At 67.4% G+C, this 18583-nt stretch carries 17 protein-coding genes; 10 read left to right on the top strand and 7 right to left on the bottom strand.

Annotated features, from left to right (window positions below; translation table 11 throughout):
* Positions 1-22 precede the first annotated feature (22 nt).
* Complete coding sequence (locus CFB34_RS28470) at positions 23-385, top strand: type II toxin-antitoxin system RelE/ParE family toxin (protein WP_089440725.1); 363 nt, start codon at positions 23-25, stop codon at positions 383-385.
* Positions 382-705: a helix-turn-helix transcriptional regulator gene (locus CFB34_RS28465; RefSeq protein WP_046544689.1), complete on the top strand. Its 324-nt coding sequence runs from the start codon at positions 382-384 to the stop codon at positions 703-705. Before CFB34_RS28470 ends, CFB34_RS28465 begins: the two co-directional genes overlap by 4 nt.
* A 61-nt stretch (positions 706-766) precedes the next feature.
* Here CFB34_RS28465 and CFB34_RS28460 read toward each other — a convergent pair whose 3' ends face one another.
* The 4 genes from CFB34_RS28460 to CFB34_RS28445 form a co-directional block, all read right to left on the bottom strand.
* Positions 767-1243: a DNA-deoxyinosine glycosylase gene (locus CFB34_RS28460; protein WP_089440726.1), complete on the bottom strand. Its 477-nt coding sequence runs from the start codon at positions 1241-1243 to the stop codon at positions 767-769.
* Entirely contained in the window at positions 1243-1839 is a 597-nt protein-coding gene (locus tag CFB34_RS28455; protein WP_089441312.1) for a chorismate lyase, read from the bottom strand. The genes CFB34_RS28460 and CFB34_RS28455 overlap by 1 nt, the downstream gene beginning before the upstream one ends.
* A gap of 8 nt (positions 1840-1847) precedes the next feature.
* Positions 1848-3746 carry a molecular chaperone HtpG gene (gene htpG / locus CFB34_RS28450; RefSeq protein WP_089440727.1) on the bottom strand — a complete coding sequence of 633 codons (1899 nt, stop codon included), beginning with the start codon at positions 3744-3746 and terminating at the stop codon, positions 1848-1850.
* 158 nt (positions 3747-3904) lie between these two features.
* Entirely contained in the window at positions 3905-5365 is a 1461-nt protein-coding gene (locus CFB34_RS28445) for a PLP-dependent aminotransferase family protein (RefSeq protein WP_089440728.1), read from the bottom strand.
* 230 nt (positions 5366-5595) lie between these two features.
* Between CFB34_RS28445 and CFB34_RS28440 the strand changes: the two genes are divergently transcribed.
* From CFB34_RS28440 to CFB34_RS28410, 7 genes are all read left to right on the top strand, one after another.
* On the top strand, positions 5596-6288 hold the full coding sequence (locus tag CFB34_RS28440; protein ID WP_089440729.1) for a VOC family protein: 693 nt from the start codon (positions 5596-5598) through the stop codon (positions 6286-6288).
* A gap of 55 nt (positions 6289-6343) precedes the next feature.
* Entirely contained in the window at positions 6344-7252 is a 909-nt protein-coding gene (locus tag CFB34_RS28435; RefSeq protein ID WP_089440730.1) for a DMT family transporter, read from the top strand.
* 151 nt (positions 7253-7403) lie between these two features.
* Positions 7404-8585: a PLP-dependent aminotransferase family protein gene (locus tag CFB34_RS28430; protein ID WP_089440731.1), complete on the top strand. Its 1182-nt coding sequence runs from the start codon at positions 7404-7406 to the stop codon at positions 8583-8585.
* A gap of 42 nt (positions 8586-8627) precedes the next feature.
* Positions 8628-9086 (top strand): RidA family protein, encoded by a 459-nt coding sequence (locus tag CFB34_RS28425; RefSeq protein WP_011352811.1) that lies wholly within the window; start codon positions 8628-8630, stop codon positions 9084-9086.
* 13 nt (positions 9087-9099) lie between these two features.
* Positions 9100-9981 carry a PhzF family phenazine biosynthesis protein gene (locus tag CFB34_RS28420; RefSeq protein ID WP_089440732.1) on the top strand — a complete coding sequence of 294 codons (882 nt, stop codon included), beginning with the start codon at positions 9100-9102 and terminating at the stop codon, positions 9979-9981.
* A gap of 219 nt (positions 9982-10200) precedes the next feature.
* Positions 10201-12540, top strand: a complete 2340-nt coding sequence (locus CFB34_RS28415) for an EAL domain-containing protein (protein WP_089440733.1) — start codon at positions 10201-10203, stop codon at positions 12538-12540.
* A 190-nt stretch (positions 12541-12730) separates the two neighbouring features.
* Positions 12731-13939 carry a chromate transporter gene (locus CFB34_RS28410; RefSeq protein ID WP_089440734.1) on the top strand — a complete coding sequence of 403 codons (1209 nt, stop codon included), beginning with the start codon at positions 12731-12733 and terminating at the stop codon, positions 13937-13939.
* A 58-nt stretch (positions 13940-13997) separates the two neighbouring features.
* Here the strand turns inward: CFB34_RS28410 and CFB34_RS28405 are convergent, their stop codons facing one another.
* The gene (locus CFB34_RS28405) at positions 13998-14444 is read right to left on the bottom strand and encodes a multidrug/biocide efflux PACE transporter (RefSeq protein WP_089441313.1); all 447 of its coding nucleotides are present in this window, start codon (positions 14442-14444) and stop codon (positions 13998-14000) included.
* Between the two features lie 113 nt (positions 14445-14557).
* Between CFB34_RS28405 and CFB34_RS28400 the strand changes: the two genes are divergently transcribed.
* Entirely contained in the window at positions 14558-15442 is an 885-nt protein-coding gene (locus CFB34_RS28400) for a LysR family transcriptional regulator (RefSeq protein WP_089440735.1), read from the top strand.
* Positions 15443-15495: 53 nt separating this feature from the next.
* On the opposite strand, the gene CFB34_RS28395 is transcribed toward CFB34_RS28400, so the two are convergent.
* Together CFB34_RS28395 and parC are read right to left on the bottom strand one after the other, a co-directional pair.
* Positions 15496-15954, bottom strand: a complete 459-nt coding sequence (locus CFB34_RS28395) for a CopD family protein (RefSeq protein WP_039370342.1) — start codon at positions 15952-15954, stop codon at positions 15496-15498.
* 250 nt (positions 15955-16204) lie between these two features.
* The gene (gene parC, locus CFB34_RS28390) at positions 16205-18526 is read right to left on the bottom strand and encodes a DNA topoisomerase IV subunit A (protein ID WP_089440736.1); all 2322 of its coding nucleotides are present in this window, start codon (positions 18524-18526) and stop codon (positions 16205-16207) included.
* Positions 18527-18583 lie beyond the last annotated feature (57 nt).

Here is an 18583-nt window from a genome sequence, read left to right as displayed (position 1 = left end):
CCAAATAGGGATAAATTCGTCGATGGATCCATACATCAAACCGCTGTACTGGCTCGGCTCAGCGCGCAAGGATTTGAAAGCGATGCCGCAAGCCGTGCAGGACACGTTCGGCTATGCGCTGTATCTGGCGCAGACGGGACGCAAGCACGATCAGGCCAAGCCGTTGAAAGGATTCGGCTCGGCCGGCGTGCTCGAGATCGTTGAATCGGAAGACAACGGCACGTATCGCGCGGTCTATACGGTGAAGCTCGGCAGCAGCGTGTACGTGCTGCACTGTTTCCAGAAGAAGTCGTCGATCGGTATCGCAACACCGAGGCCGGACAGCAATCTCGTCCGCGAACGTCTGAAAGCGGCCGAAGCACACGCACAAGGAGTAAGGCGATGATCGAAATCGAACAGGGCAGCGGCAACGTCTACGCCGATCTCGGCATGCACGATGCCGCCGAAATGCGGGTGAAAGCCCAACTCGCCGCGAAGATCGCGGAAATCATCAAGGCGCGCCAATGGACACAGCAGCACGCGGCCCGGTTGCTCGGCATCACGCAGCCGAAGCTGTCGAACATGCTGCGAGGGCAGTTTCGCGGCGTCAGCGAAACGAAGATGCTCGAATGTCTGGCGAAGCTCGGACGCGACGTGCACATCGTCGTCGGGCCCGATCGTCAATCGGAAGTCGAAGGGCACATCGAAGTCGTCTTCGCAGCGTGACGGCCGCGCCTGGCCGATCGCGTCGGGAGGCCGATGGCAGATGCTGCAAGGGCCCGATCCTTCAGGAAAGGATTCCACGCCACTGCGCGAGCTTCTGCTCGAACGTCAGCATCGCATTCGCCGGGCTCGACGAAGGCAGCACGAGCGTGTCGTATCCGGCCTGACCGATCACCTCGGCAAACCGCCCCGCCGTCTTCCCGTTGAAACACACTTTCTTCAGCAACGGCGCATGCTCGCGCAACGACGCGAAGTCGTTCGGCTTCGCATTGCGGATCGCGGAATCGAGACTGCCTTGCCGATGGCACGCATCGAGCACGTCCCAGATGCCGATGCCGTGCTTCAACACGCGCTCGAGCCGTGCGTCATACGCGAGTTCATGCAGCCCCGGCTCGCCGAGCACCGCACCCAACAATCGCCAGAAGTGGTTGCGCGGATGCGCGTAATACTGCGCGGCATCGAGCGACGCCTCGCCCGGAAAACTGCCGAGGATCATCGTGTGCGTATTCGCCGCGACGACCGGCGGAAAACCCCGCAACATCACGCGCCTCCGCCCGGCCCGCCCGAGCGCGGCCCGTCGCCGTGCGCACCGAGATGGCGCCACAGCGCCGGCAGCATGCACTCGGTGACCATCAACGGCTTGCCGTGACGCTGGAACACCGAGCGCCGCGCGGCGAACGAATGCGGCGCACGCGCGCCGCCAAGCGCATGGCTCGCCAGCGCATACAGCGGATGGCCGGCGATCACGCGCCGGCTGACGAGCGCCGAACGCTCGACCTGCGGATCGCTGTACAGCAGCTCCGCCAGCGGCCGCGTGCGCAGCCGTCGCATCGCCTGCCACACGCCCTTGCTGGCCGCGAGCGGCGCGATGCTGTGCGCGGCGACGAACGGCTCGCCGTCGACCGACAGGATCACCTCGCGCACCCACATCGGTGCGCGCGGCGCACTGGCGAGCGCGTCCGGCTCGTCGAACCACGGGCAGTCGACGGCCTCGCGCGTCACGCGCACGGCCACGCGGCCGAGCCGCGCGAGGTGCGCGGTCAGCGATCCGCCGCGCGTCAGCCAGTCACGCTGATCGAGCGTGCAGCCAGGGCGCGGCGTCTCGCGCCAGCCGGCCTGACCGCCGTCGAATCGCATCCGCGCGTTCACGCGGCGCGCGACAGCAGCAGCGCGTTGGTCCGCTTCACGAAGCTTGCCGGATCGTCGAGCATGCCGCCTTCGGCCAGCAGCGCCTGGTCGAACAACAGATGGCACCAGTCGCCGAAATCGGCGCTATCGGCGTTCAACTGCTTCACGAGCGCATGCTCCGGGTTGATCTCGAGGATCGGCTGCATCGCCGGCGCGTTCTGGCCGGCCGCCTTCAGCATGCGCTGCAGGTAGCCGCTCATGTCGTTGTCGTCCGCGACGAGGCACGACGGCGAATCGGTCAGGCGGAACGTGACGCGCACTTCCTTCACCTTGTCGCCGAGCGCTTCCTTCATCTTCTCGACGACCGGCTTGATCGCTTCACTCGCCTGCTCCTGCGCCTTCTTCTCCTCGTCGTTCAGCTCGCCGAGATCGAGGTCGCCACGCGCCACGCTCGCGAGCGGCTTGCCGTCGAATTCGTGCAGGAACGACAGCATCCATTCGTCGACGCGGTCGGTCAGCAGCAGCACCTCGACGCCCTTCTTGCGGAACACTTCCAGATGCGGGCTGTTCTTCGCGGCCTGCCACGTATCGGCGGTCACGTAGTAGATCTTGCTCTGCTCGGGCTTCATGCGCGACACGTAATCGGCGAGCGACACGTCCTGCGCGTCGGTGTCGCCGTGCGTCGACGCGAAGCGCAGCAGCTTCGCGATGCGCTCGCGGTTCGCGTGATCCTCGCCGAGGCCTTCCTTCAGCACCTGGCCGAACGCGCCCCAGAACGTCTTGTACTTCTCCTTGCCGGCGTCCTCTTCCGCATTCGCGAGCTCTTCGAGCATCGACAGCGCACGCTTCGTCACGCCTTCGCGGATCGCCTTCACGTCGCGGCTTTCCTGCAGGATTTCACGCGACACGTTCAGCGGCAGGTCGGCCGAATCGACGACGCCCTTCACGAAACGCAGGTATTGCGGCAGCAGCTGCTCGGCGTCGTCCATGATGAACACGCGCTTCACGTACAGCTTCAGGCCGCCGCGATAGTCGCGGTTCCACAGGTCGAACGGCGCGTGCGACGGCACGAACAGCAGTTGCGTGTATTCGCTGCGGCCCTCGACGCGGTTATGCGTCCACGTGAGCGGATCCTGGTGGTCGTGCGCGATGTGCTGGTAGAACTGCGTGTACTGCTCGTCGGTGACGTCGCTCTTCGACCGCGTCCACAGCGCGCTCGCCTGGTTGACGGTCTCGTCCTCGTCCTTCAGGACCATCTCGCCCTTTTCCTGATCCCATTCTTCCTTCTGCATCAGGATCGGCAGCGCGATGTGGTCGGAATACTTCTGGATGATCGACTTCAGGCGGTGCGACGACAGCAGGTCGTCCTCGCCTTCGCGCAGGTGCAGCGTGATCGTCGTGCCGCGCTGCGCGCGCTCGATCGCGTCGATCGTGAAATCGCCCTCGCCCGCGCTTTCCCAGCGCACGGCTTCGCTCGCCGGCAGGCCCGCGCGACGCGTCTCGACGGTGATCTTGTCGGCGACGATGAAGCCCGAGTAGAAACCGACGCCGAACTGGCCGATCAGCGCCGCATCCTTCTGCTGGTCGCCGGACAGCTTCGTGAAGAACTCCTTGGTGCCCGAACGCGCGATCGTGCCGAGGTTCGCGATCGCTTCGTCGCGGCTCATGCCGATGCCGTTGTCGTCGATCGTGATCGTGCGCGCGGCCTTGTCGTAGCCGATGCGGATGCGCAGGTTCGGATCGTTCTCGTACAGCGCGTTGTCCGCGAGCGCTTCGAAACGCAGCTTGTCGACCGCGTCGGACGCATTCGACACCAGTTCGCGCAGGAAGATTTCCTTGTTGCTGTAGAGCGAATGGATCATCAGGTGGAGGAGTTGCTTGACCTCTGCCTGAAAGCTCATCGTTTCGTGTGCCATGGATGCTGTTTCCTCTTACTTGAACTGGAAAAGGGTGACGCCGGCGCCCGGCGCGCGATGCCGGCGGACCCGTCAAGGACGACCGCCTGGCGCCAGCGGTTTGCGCGCGTATCTGGGGACGGCGCGCGGCATTTCAAGAGCCGGCCTGCCGCGCCTATTCACGATGCGCGGCGCACGGCGGAATCGATATAGCGCGACAGCAGCGCCGGCAGCGCGGGATCGCCGCAGTTCGCGACGTTGAAGCGCATCCACGTGGACGGCGATTGCTGCGGCGAGAACAGGCTGCCCGGTGTCAGCAAAAAGCCGGCCTCGTGCGCGACTGCCGCGAGCGCGTCCGAATCGACGCCCGTGTCGGCCCACAGGAACATCCCGGCCGCCGGCATCGTGAACAGGCCGAGCCCCGTGCGCTCGAGCATCCGCGCGGTCTTGTCGCGCACGCCGTCGAGCCGCGCGCGCAGCCGCTCGACGTGGCGCCGGTAATGCCCTTCGGTCAGGATCTTGTACAGCACGCGCTCGTTGAGCTCGGGCGTCGTCATCCCGACCAGCATCTTCTGGTCGGTGACCGCCTTCGCGATCTCCGGCGCGCACGCGACGTAGCCGACCCGCAGGTTCGCCGCGAGCGTCTTCGAATAGCTGCCGAGGTAGATCACGCGCTTCAACTGGTCGAGGCTCGCGAGGCGCGTGGCCGGGTAGCTCGGCGGGCACAGGTCGCCGTACACGTCGTCCTCGACGACGAGGAAGTCGTACGCCTCCGCGAGCTTCAGGATCCGGAACGCCTGCGCGGCCGACAGCGACGTGCCGGTCGGGTTCTGCAGCACCGAATTGATCACGAGCATCTTCGGGCGCCACATCTGGACGAGCGTTTCGAGCGCGTCGAGATCGGGGCCGTCCGGCGTGTACGGCATCCCGACGAGCTGCGCGCCCTGCGCCGCGAAGCGCCCGAACATCTGGAACCAGGCCGGATCGCCGACGATCACCGCATCGCCGGGCTTCACGTAGATCCGCGCGATCAGGTCGATTGCCTGCGTGATCCCCGACACCAGCACGATCTGTTCGGGCTTCGCGCCGATCTCCACTTCGGCGAGGCGTGTCTGCAGTTGCTGGCGCAGCGGCAGGAAGCCCTGCGCGGTGCCGAAGCCGAGCATCTGCGCGCCGGACTGGCGCCCGAGCGCCCGCAGCGCACCGGTGATCAGTTCGCCGTCGAGCCAGCGGCCCGGCAGGTAGCCGAGACCCGGCCCCTTTTCCGGGCTGACGGTATGCAGCATGTTGCGCAGCAACCAGACGACGTCGATCGTGTTGTGCACCGGCGCGGCCTCGGCCACGCGTGCGACGCCGTCGGCCGGCTGCGGGCCGGCGCCCGTGCGCTCGCGCACGTAGAAGCCCGAGCCGCGCCGCGAGTCGAGGTAACCCTGGGCGACGAGGCGCTCGTACGCCTCGACGACGGTGAAACGCGACACGCTCTTGTCGAGCGCGAGCTTGCGGATCGACGGCATCCGCATGCCGGGCCGGAACACGCGCTCGTCGATGCGCCGTCGCGCCCACTGGACAAGCTGGTCGACGAGCGTGAGCGTGGCCGTGTCGTGCGGCACGGGAATCTGGGCGAGTGGGACGGTGGACATGGGCGGCAGCTCCAACTGTACCGAAGGCTATCGCGCCGATTGTACCGTTACTGTGCCGGTAGCGACGATTACAGTTGACCGGAATGGCAGCCGTGCGGCCACCGTTCCGGCTCCGCCGCACCTGGCACCGCGCCCACCGGCCCGTCTCGCGGCCGGTACGCCGGCCGGTCCGGCCACCGCCCGGCGCATCGCCTGCCCACCATGACACTTTCGCTTCCCGACCGACGTTCATGCCAGCCCGCTCCCTGACACTCGACCACCTCGTGATCGCCGCGCGCACGCTCGACGAAGGCATCCGCCACGTCGCCGACGCGCTCGGCATCGAACCTGCCGGCGGCGGCCGCCACCCGCTGATGCGGACCCACAATGCGCTGTTCGGCGCGTGGGGCGGGCTCTACCTCGAAGTGATCGCGATCGATCCCGATGCGCCTCCTCCGAACGCCGGCGCCGAGCCGCCCCGCGCGCGGCTGTTCGGCCTCGACGATCCGGCCATGCACGCGCGGCTTGCGCAAGGCCCGTTTCTCGCGCACTGGGTCGCGCGGGTCGATCGTCCGCGCCAGCTCGCGCTGTGGCAGAGCCAGTACCCGGCACGCATCCCGCCGGTCGTCGCGATGCGGCGCGGTGACCTGAGCTGGGGCCTCACGGTGCCCGACGACGGCGCGTTCCCCGCGTGGCAAGGCGCGGGCGACGGCCTCCTGCCGTCGCTGATCCAGTGGGACAGCGCGCACCACCCGGCCGAATCGCTGCCGGGCGACGGCGTCGCGCTGAAGGCGCTCAAGGGCACCCACCCGCGCGCGGACGCGCTCCGCGAGCAGCTCGACTGGCTCGGCGCCGGCCACCTGCTCGACCTCGAAGCCGCCGACGGCCCGCCCGCGCTGGTCGCCGAATTCGACACGCCACAGGGCGCACGCACGCTGCGCTGAGCGCCACGCCGCCCCCGACTACATCTAATACCGGCAACACGGAGACACCCATTTCATGAATTCGCGCGAAACCCGGGGCATGCTGCTCGGCCTCATCGGCGTGATGATCTTCAGCCTGACGCTGCCGATGACGCGGATCGTCGTCTCCGAACTCCATCCGCTGCTCAACGGGCTCGGCCGCGCGCTCGCCGCCGCGGTGCCGGCCGGCCTGCTACTGTGGTGGCGCCGCGAGCCGCTGCCGACCCGCGCGCAGCTGAAAAGCCTCGCGATCACGTCGCTCGGCGTGATCATCGCGTACCCGGTGTTCTCCGCATGGGCGATGAAAACGGTACCGGCGTCGCACGGCGCGGTGGTCAACGGGCTGCAGCCGCTGTTCGTCGCGCTGTATGCGGCCTGGCTGTCGCACGAGCGGCCGTCGAAGGCGTTCTGGGCCAGCGCGGTGGCCGGCAGCGCGCTCGTGATCGCGTTCGCGCTGCGCGACGGCGGGGGCACCGTGCAGGCCGGCGACGCGCTGATGCTCGTCGCGGTCGGCATCGGCGCGCTCGGTTATGCGGAAGGCGCGCGGCTCGCGCGCCAGATCGGCGGCTGGCAGGTGATCTGCTGGGCGCTCGTCGTGTCCGCGCCGTTCCTCGTGCTGCCGGTCGGCTGGCTCGCATGGACGCAGCATGCCGTGCATCCGGGCCCGCTCGCGCTGCGCACCTGGCTCGCGTTCGGCTACGTGACCCTCTTTTCGCAATTCATCGGCTTTTTCGCGTGGTACGCGGGGCTCGCGATGGGCGGCATCGCACGCGTCGGCCAGGTGCAACTGCTGCAGATTTTCTTCACGATCGCTTTTTCCGCGCTGCTGTTCGGCGAAACGGTGACGCCGTCGACGTGGCTGTTCGCGGCCGCGGTAATCGCCACCGTGGTGCTCGGGCGCCGCTCGGCGGTCGCCACCGCCGCGCAACCGGCTCGCGCCGGCTGAACAGCTGCGCCATAATGGACGTTTTGCCTGATCGGTTTGCCCACCCGGCCGCGAAGGCTCTATCGCGCTCGTGCCCGCCCACCCGGCGGCGTCGACGCGATTTGCCCGAACGACCTTTCTTGACTGACCACGATATCCGAACGAGGAGACTATGAATCCGAGCGACCTGCATCCGCCGCACTGGCAGCTTTCCGAACGCGCACGCAAGCTGACGAGCTCTGCCATCCGCGAAATCCTGAAGGTCACGGAACGCCCCGAGGTCATCTCGTTCGCCGGCGGCCTGCCCGCCCCTGCCACGTTCCCGGCCGAGCGCATGCGCGCCGCCGCCGACCGCGTGCTGCGCGACGCGCCGGCCGCCGCGCTCCAGTACAGCGCGACCGAAGGCTACCTGCCGCTGCGCGAATGGATCGCCGAGCGCTACAGCGTGCGCGTGTCGCAGGTGCTGATCACGACCGGCTCGCAGCAGGCGCTCGACCTGCTCGGCAAGGCGCTCGTCGATCCGGGCAGCCCGATCCTCGTCGAAACCCCGACCTACCTCGGCGCGCTGCAGTCGTTCTCGCTGTACGAGCCGCGCTACGTGCAGGTGCCGACCGACGAGCAGGGCCTGCTGCCGGACGGCCTCACGTCCGAACTCACGCAAGGCGCGCGCCTCTTGTACGCGCAGCCGAACTTCCAGAACCCGACCGGCCGCCGCCTGCCCGTCGAGCGCCGCCGCGCGCTCGCCGCGTTCGCGCAGTCGAGCCCGTTCCCGGTGCTGGAAGACGATCCGTACGGCGCGCTGAACTACCGCGGCGAGCCGCTGCCGACGATGCTGTCGATGGCGCCCGATCACATCGTGCACCTCGGCACGTTCTCGAAGGTGCTCGCACCGGGCCTGCGGATCGGCTACATCATTGCCCCCGAGGAACTCCACTTCAAGCTCGTGCAGGCCAAGCAGGCCACCGACCTGCACACGCCGACGCTCACGCAGCGCATCGCGCACGAAGTGATCAAGGACGGTTTCCTCGACGAGCACATCCCGACGATCCGCGAGCTGTACAGCGCGCAGTGCGACGCGATGCTCGGCGCGCTCGAGCGCCACATGCCGGAAGGCGTCACGTGGAACCGCCCGGAAGGCGGGATGTTCATCTGGGTGAACCTGCCCGCGCAGATCGACAGCATGAAGCTGCTCGCCACGGCCGTCGACAACCACGTCGCGTTCGTGCCGGGCGCGCCGTTCTTCGCGGACAACGCACAGCAGAACACGCTGCGCCTGTCGTTCGTGACGGTGCCGCCCGAGAAGATCGAGGAAGGCGTCGCGCGCCTCGGCAAGCTGCTGCGCGAACGTCTCTGATCCCCTTTTTCCTGTCACGACTCTCTACGAGGAATCGCATCCATGGCTAACGTCTACGACAAGCTGAAGTCGCTCGGCATCGAGCTCCCGACCGCCGGCGCACCGGCCGCCGCCTACGTGATGAGCGCGCAAACCGGCAACACGGTGTTCCTGTCGGGCCACATCGCGAAGAAGGACGGCAAGGTCTGGGCCGGCAAGCTCGGCGCGGATCTGCAGACGGAAGACGGCAAGGCCGCCGCCCGCTCGATCGCGATCGACCTGCTCGCGACGCTGCACGCGCACACCGGCGACCTGAACAAGGTCACGCGCATCGTCAAGCTGATGAGCCTCGTCAACTCGACGCTCGACTTCACCGAACAGCACGTCGTGACGAACGGCGCGTCGGAACTGATCGCTGAAGTGTTCGGCGACGCCGGCAAGCACGCGCGCTCGGCATTCGGCGTCGCGCAGATCCCGCTCGGCGCGTGCGTCGAGATCGAGCTGATCGCCGAAGTTGCGTAACGAACGCAGCACGATGCCCGGCCGTCTCGTCCGTTTCAAGCAGGTCGACGTGTTCACGTCGGTGCCGTTCAAGGGCAACGCGCTCGCCGTGGTGTTCGACGCCGATTCGCTCGGCGACGACGACATGCTCGCGATCGCCCGCTGGACGAACCTGTCGGAAACGACCTTCCTCTGCACGCCGACCGATCCGGAAGCCGACTACCGCGTCCGGATCTTCACGACGGAGGGCGAACTGCCGTTCGCCGGTCACCCGACGCTGGGCACCGCGCATGCGTTCCTGGAAAGCGGCGCACAGCCGCGCACGCCGGGCCGGCTGATCCAGCAGTGCGGGGTCGGCCGGGTCGCGCTGCGCGAGCAGGCCGACGGCTGGGCGTTCGCCGCGCCGCCGGCGCGCGTCACGCCGCTCGACCGTTCTGACTACGCGGCGCTGGCTGCCGCGTTGCGCAGTGACGCGCTCGATCTGGATGCCGAGCCGTGCGCGGTCGACAACGGCGCACCATGGCTGGTCATGCGGCTGAAGTCGGCCGATGCCTGCATCGGCCTGACGCCCGATCCGGCCGCACTGGCGGCGCTCACGCACCGCTACGGCACGGACGGCATCGCGGTCTACGCGCCGCACGCCGAAGGCGGCCCCGCGACGTTCGAAATCCGCTGCCTGATGACGGGCGGCAATTTCGGCTTCGGCGAGGATCCCGTCACCGGCAGCGCGAACGCCGCGCTCGCCGGGCTGCTGACGCGGCAGGAACGCCGCCCCGGCCAGTCGTATACGGCCCGCCAGGGTACGGCGATCGGCCGCGACGGCCGCATCGTCGTCAGCTATGACGAAGACGGCACCACCTGGATCGGCGGCCAGGTCGTCACCGTCGTCGACGGCACTTTCCTGTCACCCGCCTGACATTTCGCGATGTGCGATGGCGCCGGCCTGCCCGGCGCCCCCTACGATTCGCCCAACTATCGCAAAAACGTTCCAACCAGTAATATCGGGCCTAATCCGTTGTTTCGGAGGTCTGTCCATGGTTGCGTGTCCCGCGAACGAACAGACGTCGGGACGACCCCAGCCAATAATCAGCCATCCGGACGGATGGCGCACGCGAGCAGGACGCCACCCGCTTCGATGAGCTCCGCCCGGTCCAACCACACGCCGCCGACCCGGCCGCTACGCGCGCCGCGCAAATCGCGCCGGCGTGCGCTATTTGCGATCCCGCTGCTCGGGATGCTGGCGCTCGCGCTGCTGTGGGCCGTGATCATCGCGCGTCTGTCGGTGGAAAAGGACAGCGCGTACAAGGAAGCGGCGGCTTCCGCGGCGATCCTGTCCTCCGCGCTCGAACAGCATACGGTCAAGGCGATCCACCAGGTCGACCAGATCACCCGCTTCGTCAAGTTCGAATTCGAGAAGTCGCCCGCCCGCTTCAACCTCGCCAGCGCCGTCGAGAAAGGCGTCGTGCCGAGCGACACGCTGATCCAGGTGTCGCTCGTCAACGCGAAGGGCATCCTGTTCGCGAACACGGCCGAGCTGCATCCGCAGCCGATCAACCTGTCCGATCGCGAGCACTTCAAGGTCCACCTCGCGCACAACGACGACCGCCTGTTCATCAGCAAGCCCGTACTCGGCCGCGTGTCGAGCCACTGGACGCTGCAGATGACACGGCGCCTGAACAACCCGGACGGCAGCTTCGCGGGCATCGTCGTCGTGTCGGAAGACCCGAGCTACTTCACCAACGACTTCTACAACAACGCGGCGATCGGCAAGGAAGGCGTGATCGCGGTGGTGTCGGATACCGGCGCGGTGCTCGCGCGGCGCACGGGCTCGGTCAGCAACGCGCCGGGCGCGTTTTCCGCGTCGGGTGTTTACCCGATCGCCGAGCGCGTGACGGGCACGATCATCGACCCGATCGACGGCGTGACGCGCATCGTGTCGTACCGCCACCTCGACGGCTACCCGCTCGCGGTGATGGTCGGGCTGTCGCAAACCGAGGAATTCGCGGACTACTACCACACGCGCAACGTCTACCTGCTGATGACGAGCTTCATCACGCTCGCGATGCTCGCGTTCTTCGGCGTCGCGACGGGCCTGATCGGCAAGCTGCTCGGCCGTGAGCGCGAAATGACGCAGCTCGCCGAATACGACCTGCTCACCGGCCTCGCGAACCGCTATGCGACGCTGCGCGGGTTGCGCAACGACGTGTCGATGCCGGCGAGCCTGTCGCGGCTCGGGCTGCTGTTCATCGATCTCGACAACTTCAAGACCGTCAACGACACGCTCGGCCACAACGCCGGCGACATCGTGCTGCAGATGACCGCGTCGCGCCTGTCCGATGCGGTCGGCGACGAAGGCTCGCTCGCGCGCATCGGCGGCGACGAATTCGTCGTGGTGATGAAGGGCGACGACGTCGAGCGGCGCGCGGTGCGGCTCGCGGAAGCGATCATCCGGATGTTCGGCGAACCGTTCGACGTGCGCGGCAGCTCGTTCGTGCTGCATGCGAGCATCGGCATCGCGCTGCACACGGTGGCGAACGAGAGCGAGATCGACCTGCTGAAGAAGGCCGACCTCGCGATGTACAGCGCGAAGGATGCCGGCAAGAACTGCTACCAGTTCTATGCGCCGCACCTGTCGCACCGCGCCGACCACCTGATGCGCTGGGAGCAGCAACTGCGCGTCGCGCTCGCCGAGGGGCAGCTGTTCCTCGCGTACCAGCCGAAGATCGACCTCACGCACCGCCACATCACCGGCTTCGAGGCGCTCGCGCGCTGGGATCATCCGGAACACGGCGTCATCTCCGCGAACGAATTCATTTCGATCGCCGAATCGACCGGCCTGATCGTGCCGATCGGCGACTTCGTGATCCGCACCGCGTGCGAGCAGATCGCGCGCTGGCGCGACGAAGGCCACGACACGCTGACGCTCGCGGTCAACATCTCGCCCGTGCAATTCTGGCGCGGCGACCTGATCGAGACGATCTCGCAGGCGCTGCAGGAAACCGGCATCGACGCGAACCGGCTCGAGATCGAGATCACCGAGACCGCGATGATGGAATATCCGGAACTCGTGTCCGAGAAGATCGTCGCGCTGAAAAAGCTCGGCATCCGCATCGCACTCGACGATTTCGGCACCGGCTATTCGTCGCTGTCGTACCTGCACCGCTTCTCCGTCGACACGCTGAAGGTCGACCGCTCGTTCGTGCAGGCGATCCCGAACGATCGCAGCGTGTGCGTGATGGTGTCGTCGATCGTGCATCTCGCGCGCTCGCTCGGCCTGACCGTCGTCGTCGAAGGCACGGAAACCGAGGAGCAGATCACTTGGCTCGCCGCGCTCGGCGAAATCGAGGCGCAAGGCTTCCTGTTCTCGCGACCGGTGCCGGCCGACGCGATTCCCGCGCTGATCGCACGCTTCGGCGTGCGCGGCGACGCGCCGAACGTGATCGCGCATCGCGCGACCGGCAGCACGGGCGCGTAAGCGCACCGTGGCGCGCGTTGCGCGCGCCGTCACTGTTTCGTTTTCCGATTCAATTGTTTAGTTCGTGAACTAGCGTTTTCGCGCATGGCAGTGTCACGATGCGCGGCGGACAATTGGGAGGGCCAACGTGTCGGCGGGCCGCCGGCATGGCCGCACGCGAGAGATCGGGCCCCGCGCTCACACCACCAACATGACTACCGTCGAAATCGAAGCGACCGCTGATGTCGAACAGGCGCAGGCGTCCCTGTGGGACCTGTTCAAGGTCGTCGCCAGCATTTCGGCGGTCTCGTGGGGCGGGCTGTCGATGATGGCGCAGCTCGAGCGCCACTACGTGGAGCGGCTGAAGCGCATCGAGCCCAACGTATTCGGCGACCTCGTCGCGCTGGCCTGGCTGGTGCCGGGCCCTGTCGGCTGCAACGTGGCGGTGCAGGTCGGCCAGATCCTGCACGGCCGCATCGGCGCGTGGATCGCCGGCATCGCGAGCGTACTGCCGTTCTCCATCCTGATGACGCTGTTCGCGATCTTCTATCGCACGCCGCTCGTGCGCTCGCTTGCCGCGCCGATGCTGATCAATCACTTCGGGATGGTGCTCGCCGCGCTGATCGGCGTCACGTGGGTCAAGCAGCTGCGCTCGCTCGCACGCACACGGCGCGAGCAGCTGATCGCCGCGCTGTCGACGATTCTGCTCGGTTTCGCACATAATCCGGCCGCCTTCGTCGGGATTCTCTTCGCCGCATTCGCGGCCGGCTGGCTCACGGGGCCGCCGCAACGCGACGCGGTCGATTTCACGTTGTCGACCCGCGACCGCAACCTGCTCGTGCTGCTCGGCGTACTCGTCACGCTGTTCGCGGTGCCGCTGCCCGGCGATTACCAGGCGACGCTGCTGTGGCCGCGTCTCGCCGGCGCCGGCATGACGCTGTTCGGCGGCGGCTTTTCCGCGCTGCCCGTGCTCAAGACGCTGTTCGTCACGCCCGCAACGGGCATCTCCGATCACGACTTCACGCTGGCGTTCGCGCTGTCCCCTGTCGCGCCGGGGCCGCTGCTGAACGTCGTCCCGTTTCTCGGCTACCTGACCGACGGCTGGATCGGCGCGCTGCTCGCGACGGCCGCGCTGTTCATTCCGTCGGGATGCCTCGTCGTGTTTGCGCAGAACCACCTGTCCCGGCTCAAGCGCCATTCGCGCTTCGAGCACGGGATGCGCCTGCTGCGGGCGGCGACCACGGGTTTTCTCGTCGTCGCCGTCGTGAGGATCCTGTACCGCGAACCCGTCGACCCCGTTTACTGGCTGACGGGCGCCTTCGCGACACTGTGCTTCGCGCGCTTCAAGCTGCCCGTCTATGCCGTGTACGGTACGGTCGCGGTGGCTTGCGGCGTGTGGCTGCTGGCCGCCGCACGCTGACGGGCGGCGCCCCCCCGCCCCGCCGGGTTCTACCGGCATTCGCCCGTCCAGGCCGTCCTCAACCTGCCTGCACCGCGACCCGGCGTGCCATCCAGCGGGCGCGCAGCGCGTCGTAAGCGAGGTTGAAGCAGAACGTGTAAGGCAGGAAGAACAGCACGATGCCGAGGTCGAGTAGCAGCGCCTCGACGAGGCTCACGTTCAGCCACCACGCGGCGACCGGCACCACCATCGCGACGAGACCGAGTTCGAACGTAACCGCATGCGCGATCCGCATGCCGAGCGTGCGGGTCAGCCCCGCGCGACGCTCGAAGCGGTCGAACAGCGTATTGAACGCCATGTTCCACGCCATCGCGATCAGCGACACCATCACCGTCAGCACGCCGACGTGCGACACCGGCATGTCGAGCAGCCACGCGCCGATCGGCGCGCACAGCGCGATCGCGACCAGCTCGAACGTCAGTGCATGCAGCAGCCGTTCCGTCACCGTTTTGTTGACGTGTTTCATGATTCCCTCCGATTCGTCTACTTCGTTCATGGCCGCCATTTTGATCGGCGTAACCGTATGAATCCAGTTTGATATCATCGGTTTTACCGATATATCGTCACCAGGAGCGCCGCATGCGCCATGCCCCCGAAGCCCTGCTCGCCTTCGCCGAAGCCGCGCTGCTCGGCTCGTTCACGGCCGCCGCGCGCAAGCTCGGCAAGCGCCAGTCGACCGTGTCGGAGGCGATCGCGAACCTCGAGATCGATCTCGGCGTGCAGTTGTTCGACCGCTCGACGCGCGCACCGACGCTGACCGATGCAGGGCGTGCGCTGCTGCCGCAGGTGCAGCGCGCCCTCGAAGCCGGCGCGGCGATCGACCGGACGGCCGCGCGGCTCGCGCGTGGCGAGGAAGCACGCCTGACGCTCGTCGTGTCCGATACGTACCAGTCGAAGCGCTACGAAGAAACGTTGATGGCGCTCGAACGGCGCTTCCCGGCGCTCGAGCTCGAATGCCAGATCGCCGAGCACGAGGACGTGCTCGACCTGATCCAGCAGGGGCGCGCGCAGCTCGGGCTGATGGCCGCGCGCGCGGCCTACCCGGCCGATATCGGCGCGGCAACGATCGCGGAGGAGTCGGAAATCGGGCTGTTCGTCGGCCGCACGCACGCGCTCGCCGAATACGGCGACGCCGACGTGCCGCACGCCGCGCTGCGCGACGTGCGCGAACTGCGCCTCAATACCTACGTGAAAACGGAAGGCCGCGGCGTCGACGACCGGATCGTCGTCGGCACGCAGCACTGGCTGGCGCCGAGCTACCTGATGCTGCTGGAGATGGCCGTGCTGGGGTTCGGCTGGGCCGAACTGCCGCGCTGGATGGTCGACCACTTCGCACGTGATCGCCTGTGCGAACTGCGTGCGCGCGGCTGGCCGCGCCGTGTGCGGGTCGATGCGGTATGGTCGCGCAACCGGCCGCTCGGCCCGGCCGGCTCATGGCTGCTCGATGCGATGCTGGCCGCGTAGCGGCGCTTGCCGGCGCACCCGCGGCTACGCGCGGGCCGGCCGGCTGCGGTCAATCAGAAACCGCGCGACAACACCGCCGCGCCGATCGTGACGACGCCGAGCACGAGGTTCACGAGGACGAGCAGGCGCACCGTATTTACCGCGCGCGCGCCGTCCGGCCACTTCTGCGCCTGCACGGCACGACGGATGCGCGGGAACAGCGCGAACCGGATATGTCCGAAGATCAGCATCATCACGACGCCGAGCCCGGCCATCGCGTGCAGCGACCACGTCGCGTGCGCACCGCCGAATTCCACCAGCAGGAAGCCGCCGGTCAGCAGGATCACGATCACGGAGCCCGAGACCCAGTTGAAGAAGCGGCCGAACACGCCTTCGATCAGCGGCAACCGCAGCTGCGGCGACAGGTCGGACAGCGCCGGACGCAGGCAGAAGTTGGCGAAGACCATCCCGCCCACCCACACGGCAACGGCCAGCAGATGAAGAAACAGCGCGACGGAGACAGCATGGGACATGACGGCAATCCTGTGAGGAGTGGGGTGCGGCGAACGGCCGCGTCGCACGCAGCATCGAGCGACGTTCGACCGGATTGTCGCCGAGCGGTTCAGACCCCAGGCGCGATTTCACATTATTTTGCAAGTTCCGCGTGACAGCGCCACGCTTGCTTACCCGCATCCCCGACCCAAAAGAAAAGGCCGCACGTCCGCCGAAGCGGAGGTGCGGCCCCCGATCGCGGCCGAACCGGGCGATCGAACGTGCGCAGCGTCAGCCGAGCAGCGGACGCAGTTCGCTGACGACCTTGAGCTTCGTGTCGGGCGCGCGGCCCTTGCGGGCGCGCTTGCCGACGTGCGGCGCCAGCCCCGCATACGACAGCGTTTCGTCCATCACCTTGCCGCCGCGGCCGGTGCCGATCAGCACGACGCCGGCCGGATCGATCGCGAGCGCCTGCACGAGCGTTTCCTTGTCGTCGAGCGCCATCAGGATCACGCCGCGACCGCCGCCGGACAGCGTCTTCATCTCGTCCATCCCGAACACGAGCAGGCGGCCGCCGCTCGACAGGCACGCGACCTGCGTCGCGTTCGGCAGCACCGGCATCGGGGCGAGCGGCACCGCGCCCGCGTCGATCGTCATGAACGCCTTGCCGGCCTTCACGCGGCTCACCATGTCGCCGACCTTCGCGAGGAAGCCGAAGCCGTTGCTCGACGCGAGCAGCAGTTGCTGGTCGGCCGGCGCCGCGAAGTAATGCATCAGGTGCGAGCCCGACTCGAGCTCGATCAGCGACGTGACGGGCACGCCGTCGCCGCGCCCGCCCGGCAGGATCGACACGTCGACCGAGTACACGCGGCCGCTGCTGCCCCACGCGATCAGACGATCCGGCGTGCGGCACTGGAACGCCGCGTACAGGCTGTCGCCGGCCTTGAACGAGAAGCTGGCCGGGTCGAGCCCGTGGCCCTTCAGCGCACGCACCCAGCCCTTCTGCGACACGACCACCGTGACCGGCTCGTCGACCACCTTCGCCTCGAACGTCGCGCGCTTCTCCTGCTGGATCAGCGTGCGGCGATCGTCGCCGTACTGCTTCGCGTCGGCCTCGATCTCCTTGATCATCAGCCGCTTCATCGCGCTTTCGTTCGCGAGCAGTTCCTCGAGCTTCGCCTTCTCGTCACGCAGCGCTTCGAGTTCCTTCTCGATCTTGATCTTCTCGAGCCGCGCGAGCTGGCGCAGCCGGATTTCGAGAATGTCTTCCGCCTGCCGTTCGCTCAGGCCGAACGCGCTCATCAGCGCGGCCTTCGGCTCGTCCGACTCGCGGATGATGCGGATCACCTCGTCGATGTTCAGGAAGACGATCATCCGCCCTTCGAGGATGTGGATGCGGTCGTCGACCTTCGCGAGACGATGGCGGCACCGGCGCGTCATCGTCAGCTGGCGGAACTTCACCCATTCGTCGAGGATCGTCAGCAGGCCCTTCTGGCCCGGCCGGCCGTCGGCGCCGATCATCACGAGGTTCAGCGTCGCGTTCGACTCGAGGCTCGTGTACGCGAGCAGCGTGTTCACGAATTCCGTCTGGTCAATCGTGCGCGACTTCGGCTCGAACACGAGCCGCACGGCCGCTTCCTTGCCCGACTCGTCGCGCACCGCGTCGAGCAGGTCGAGCATCGCCTTCTTCGTGTTGAGCTGCTCGGGCGTCAGCGTCTTCTTGCCGAGCTTGAGCTTCGGGTTCGTCAGCTCCTCGATTTCCTCGAGCACCTTCTGGCCCGACGTGCTCGGCGGCAGCTCGGTCACGACGAGTTGCCACTGGCCGCGCGCGAGATCCTCGATCTTCCAGCGCGCGCGCACCTTCAGGCTGCCGCGGCCGGTTTCATACGCCGCCGCGATTTCGGTGTCGCTCGAGATGATCTGCCCGCCGCCCGGGAAATCCGGCCCCGGAATCAGGTTCATCAGCTCCGCGTGCGACAGCTTCGGATTGCGGATCAGCGCGACCGCCGCTGCCGCGACTTCACGCAGGTTGTGCGACGGGATCTCGGTCGCGAGACCGACCGCGATGCCCGACGCGCCGTTCAGCAGCACGAACGGCATGCGGCTCGGCAGCGTCTTCGGCTCCTCGAACGAGCCGTCGTAGTTCGGCATGAAGTCGACCGTGCCCTGGTCGATCTCGTCGAGCAGCAGCTTCGCGATCGGCGTGAGGCGGGCTTCGGTGTATCGCATCGCCGCCGCGCCGTCGCCGTCGCGCGAGCCGAAGTTGCCCTGCCCGTCGATCAGCGGGTAGCGCAGCGAGAAATCCTGTGCGAGACGCACCAGTGCGTCGTATGCCGACTGGTCGCCGTGCGGGTGGTATTTACCGAGCACGTCGCCGACCACGCGCGCCGACTTCACCGGCTTCGCGTCAGGGCCGAGGCCCATTTCGTTCATCGCGTAGAGAATCCGGCGCTGCACCGGCTTCTGGCCGTCGCAGACGTCAGGCAGCGCGCGGCTCTTCACGACGCTGACCGCGTAGCTGAGATACGCCTGCTCCGCGTAGTTGCCGAGCGTCAGCGCTTCGGCGTCCGGTGCATCGGAGCTGGCGAAGAGATCGGAAGTGTTGTCGTCCATCTGAATTCCGTATTCGTAAGTGGCGTAAGGCCGGGCCGGGCGTCTTGCCCGGCCGCG

It is taken from the genome of Burkholderia sp. HI4860 (assembly GCF_002223045.2).
GTDB lineage: Bacteria > Pseudomonadota > Gammaproteobacteria > Burkholderiales > Burkholderiaceae > Burkholderia.
This window is presented reverse-complemented; position numbering and strand designations above follow the sequence as displayed.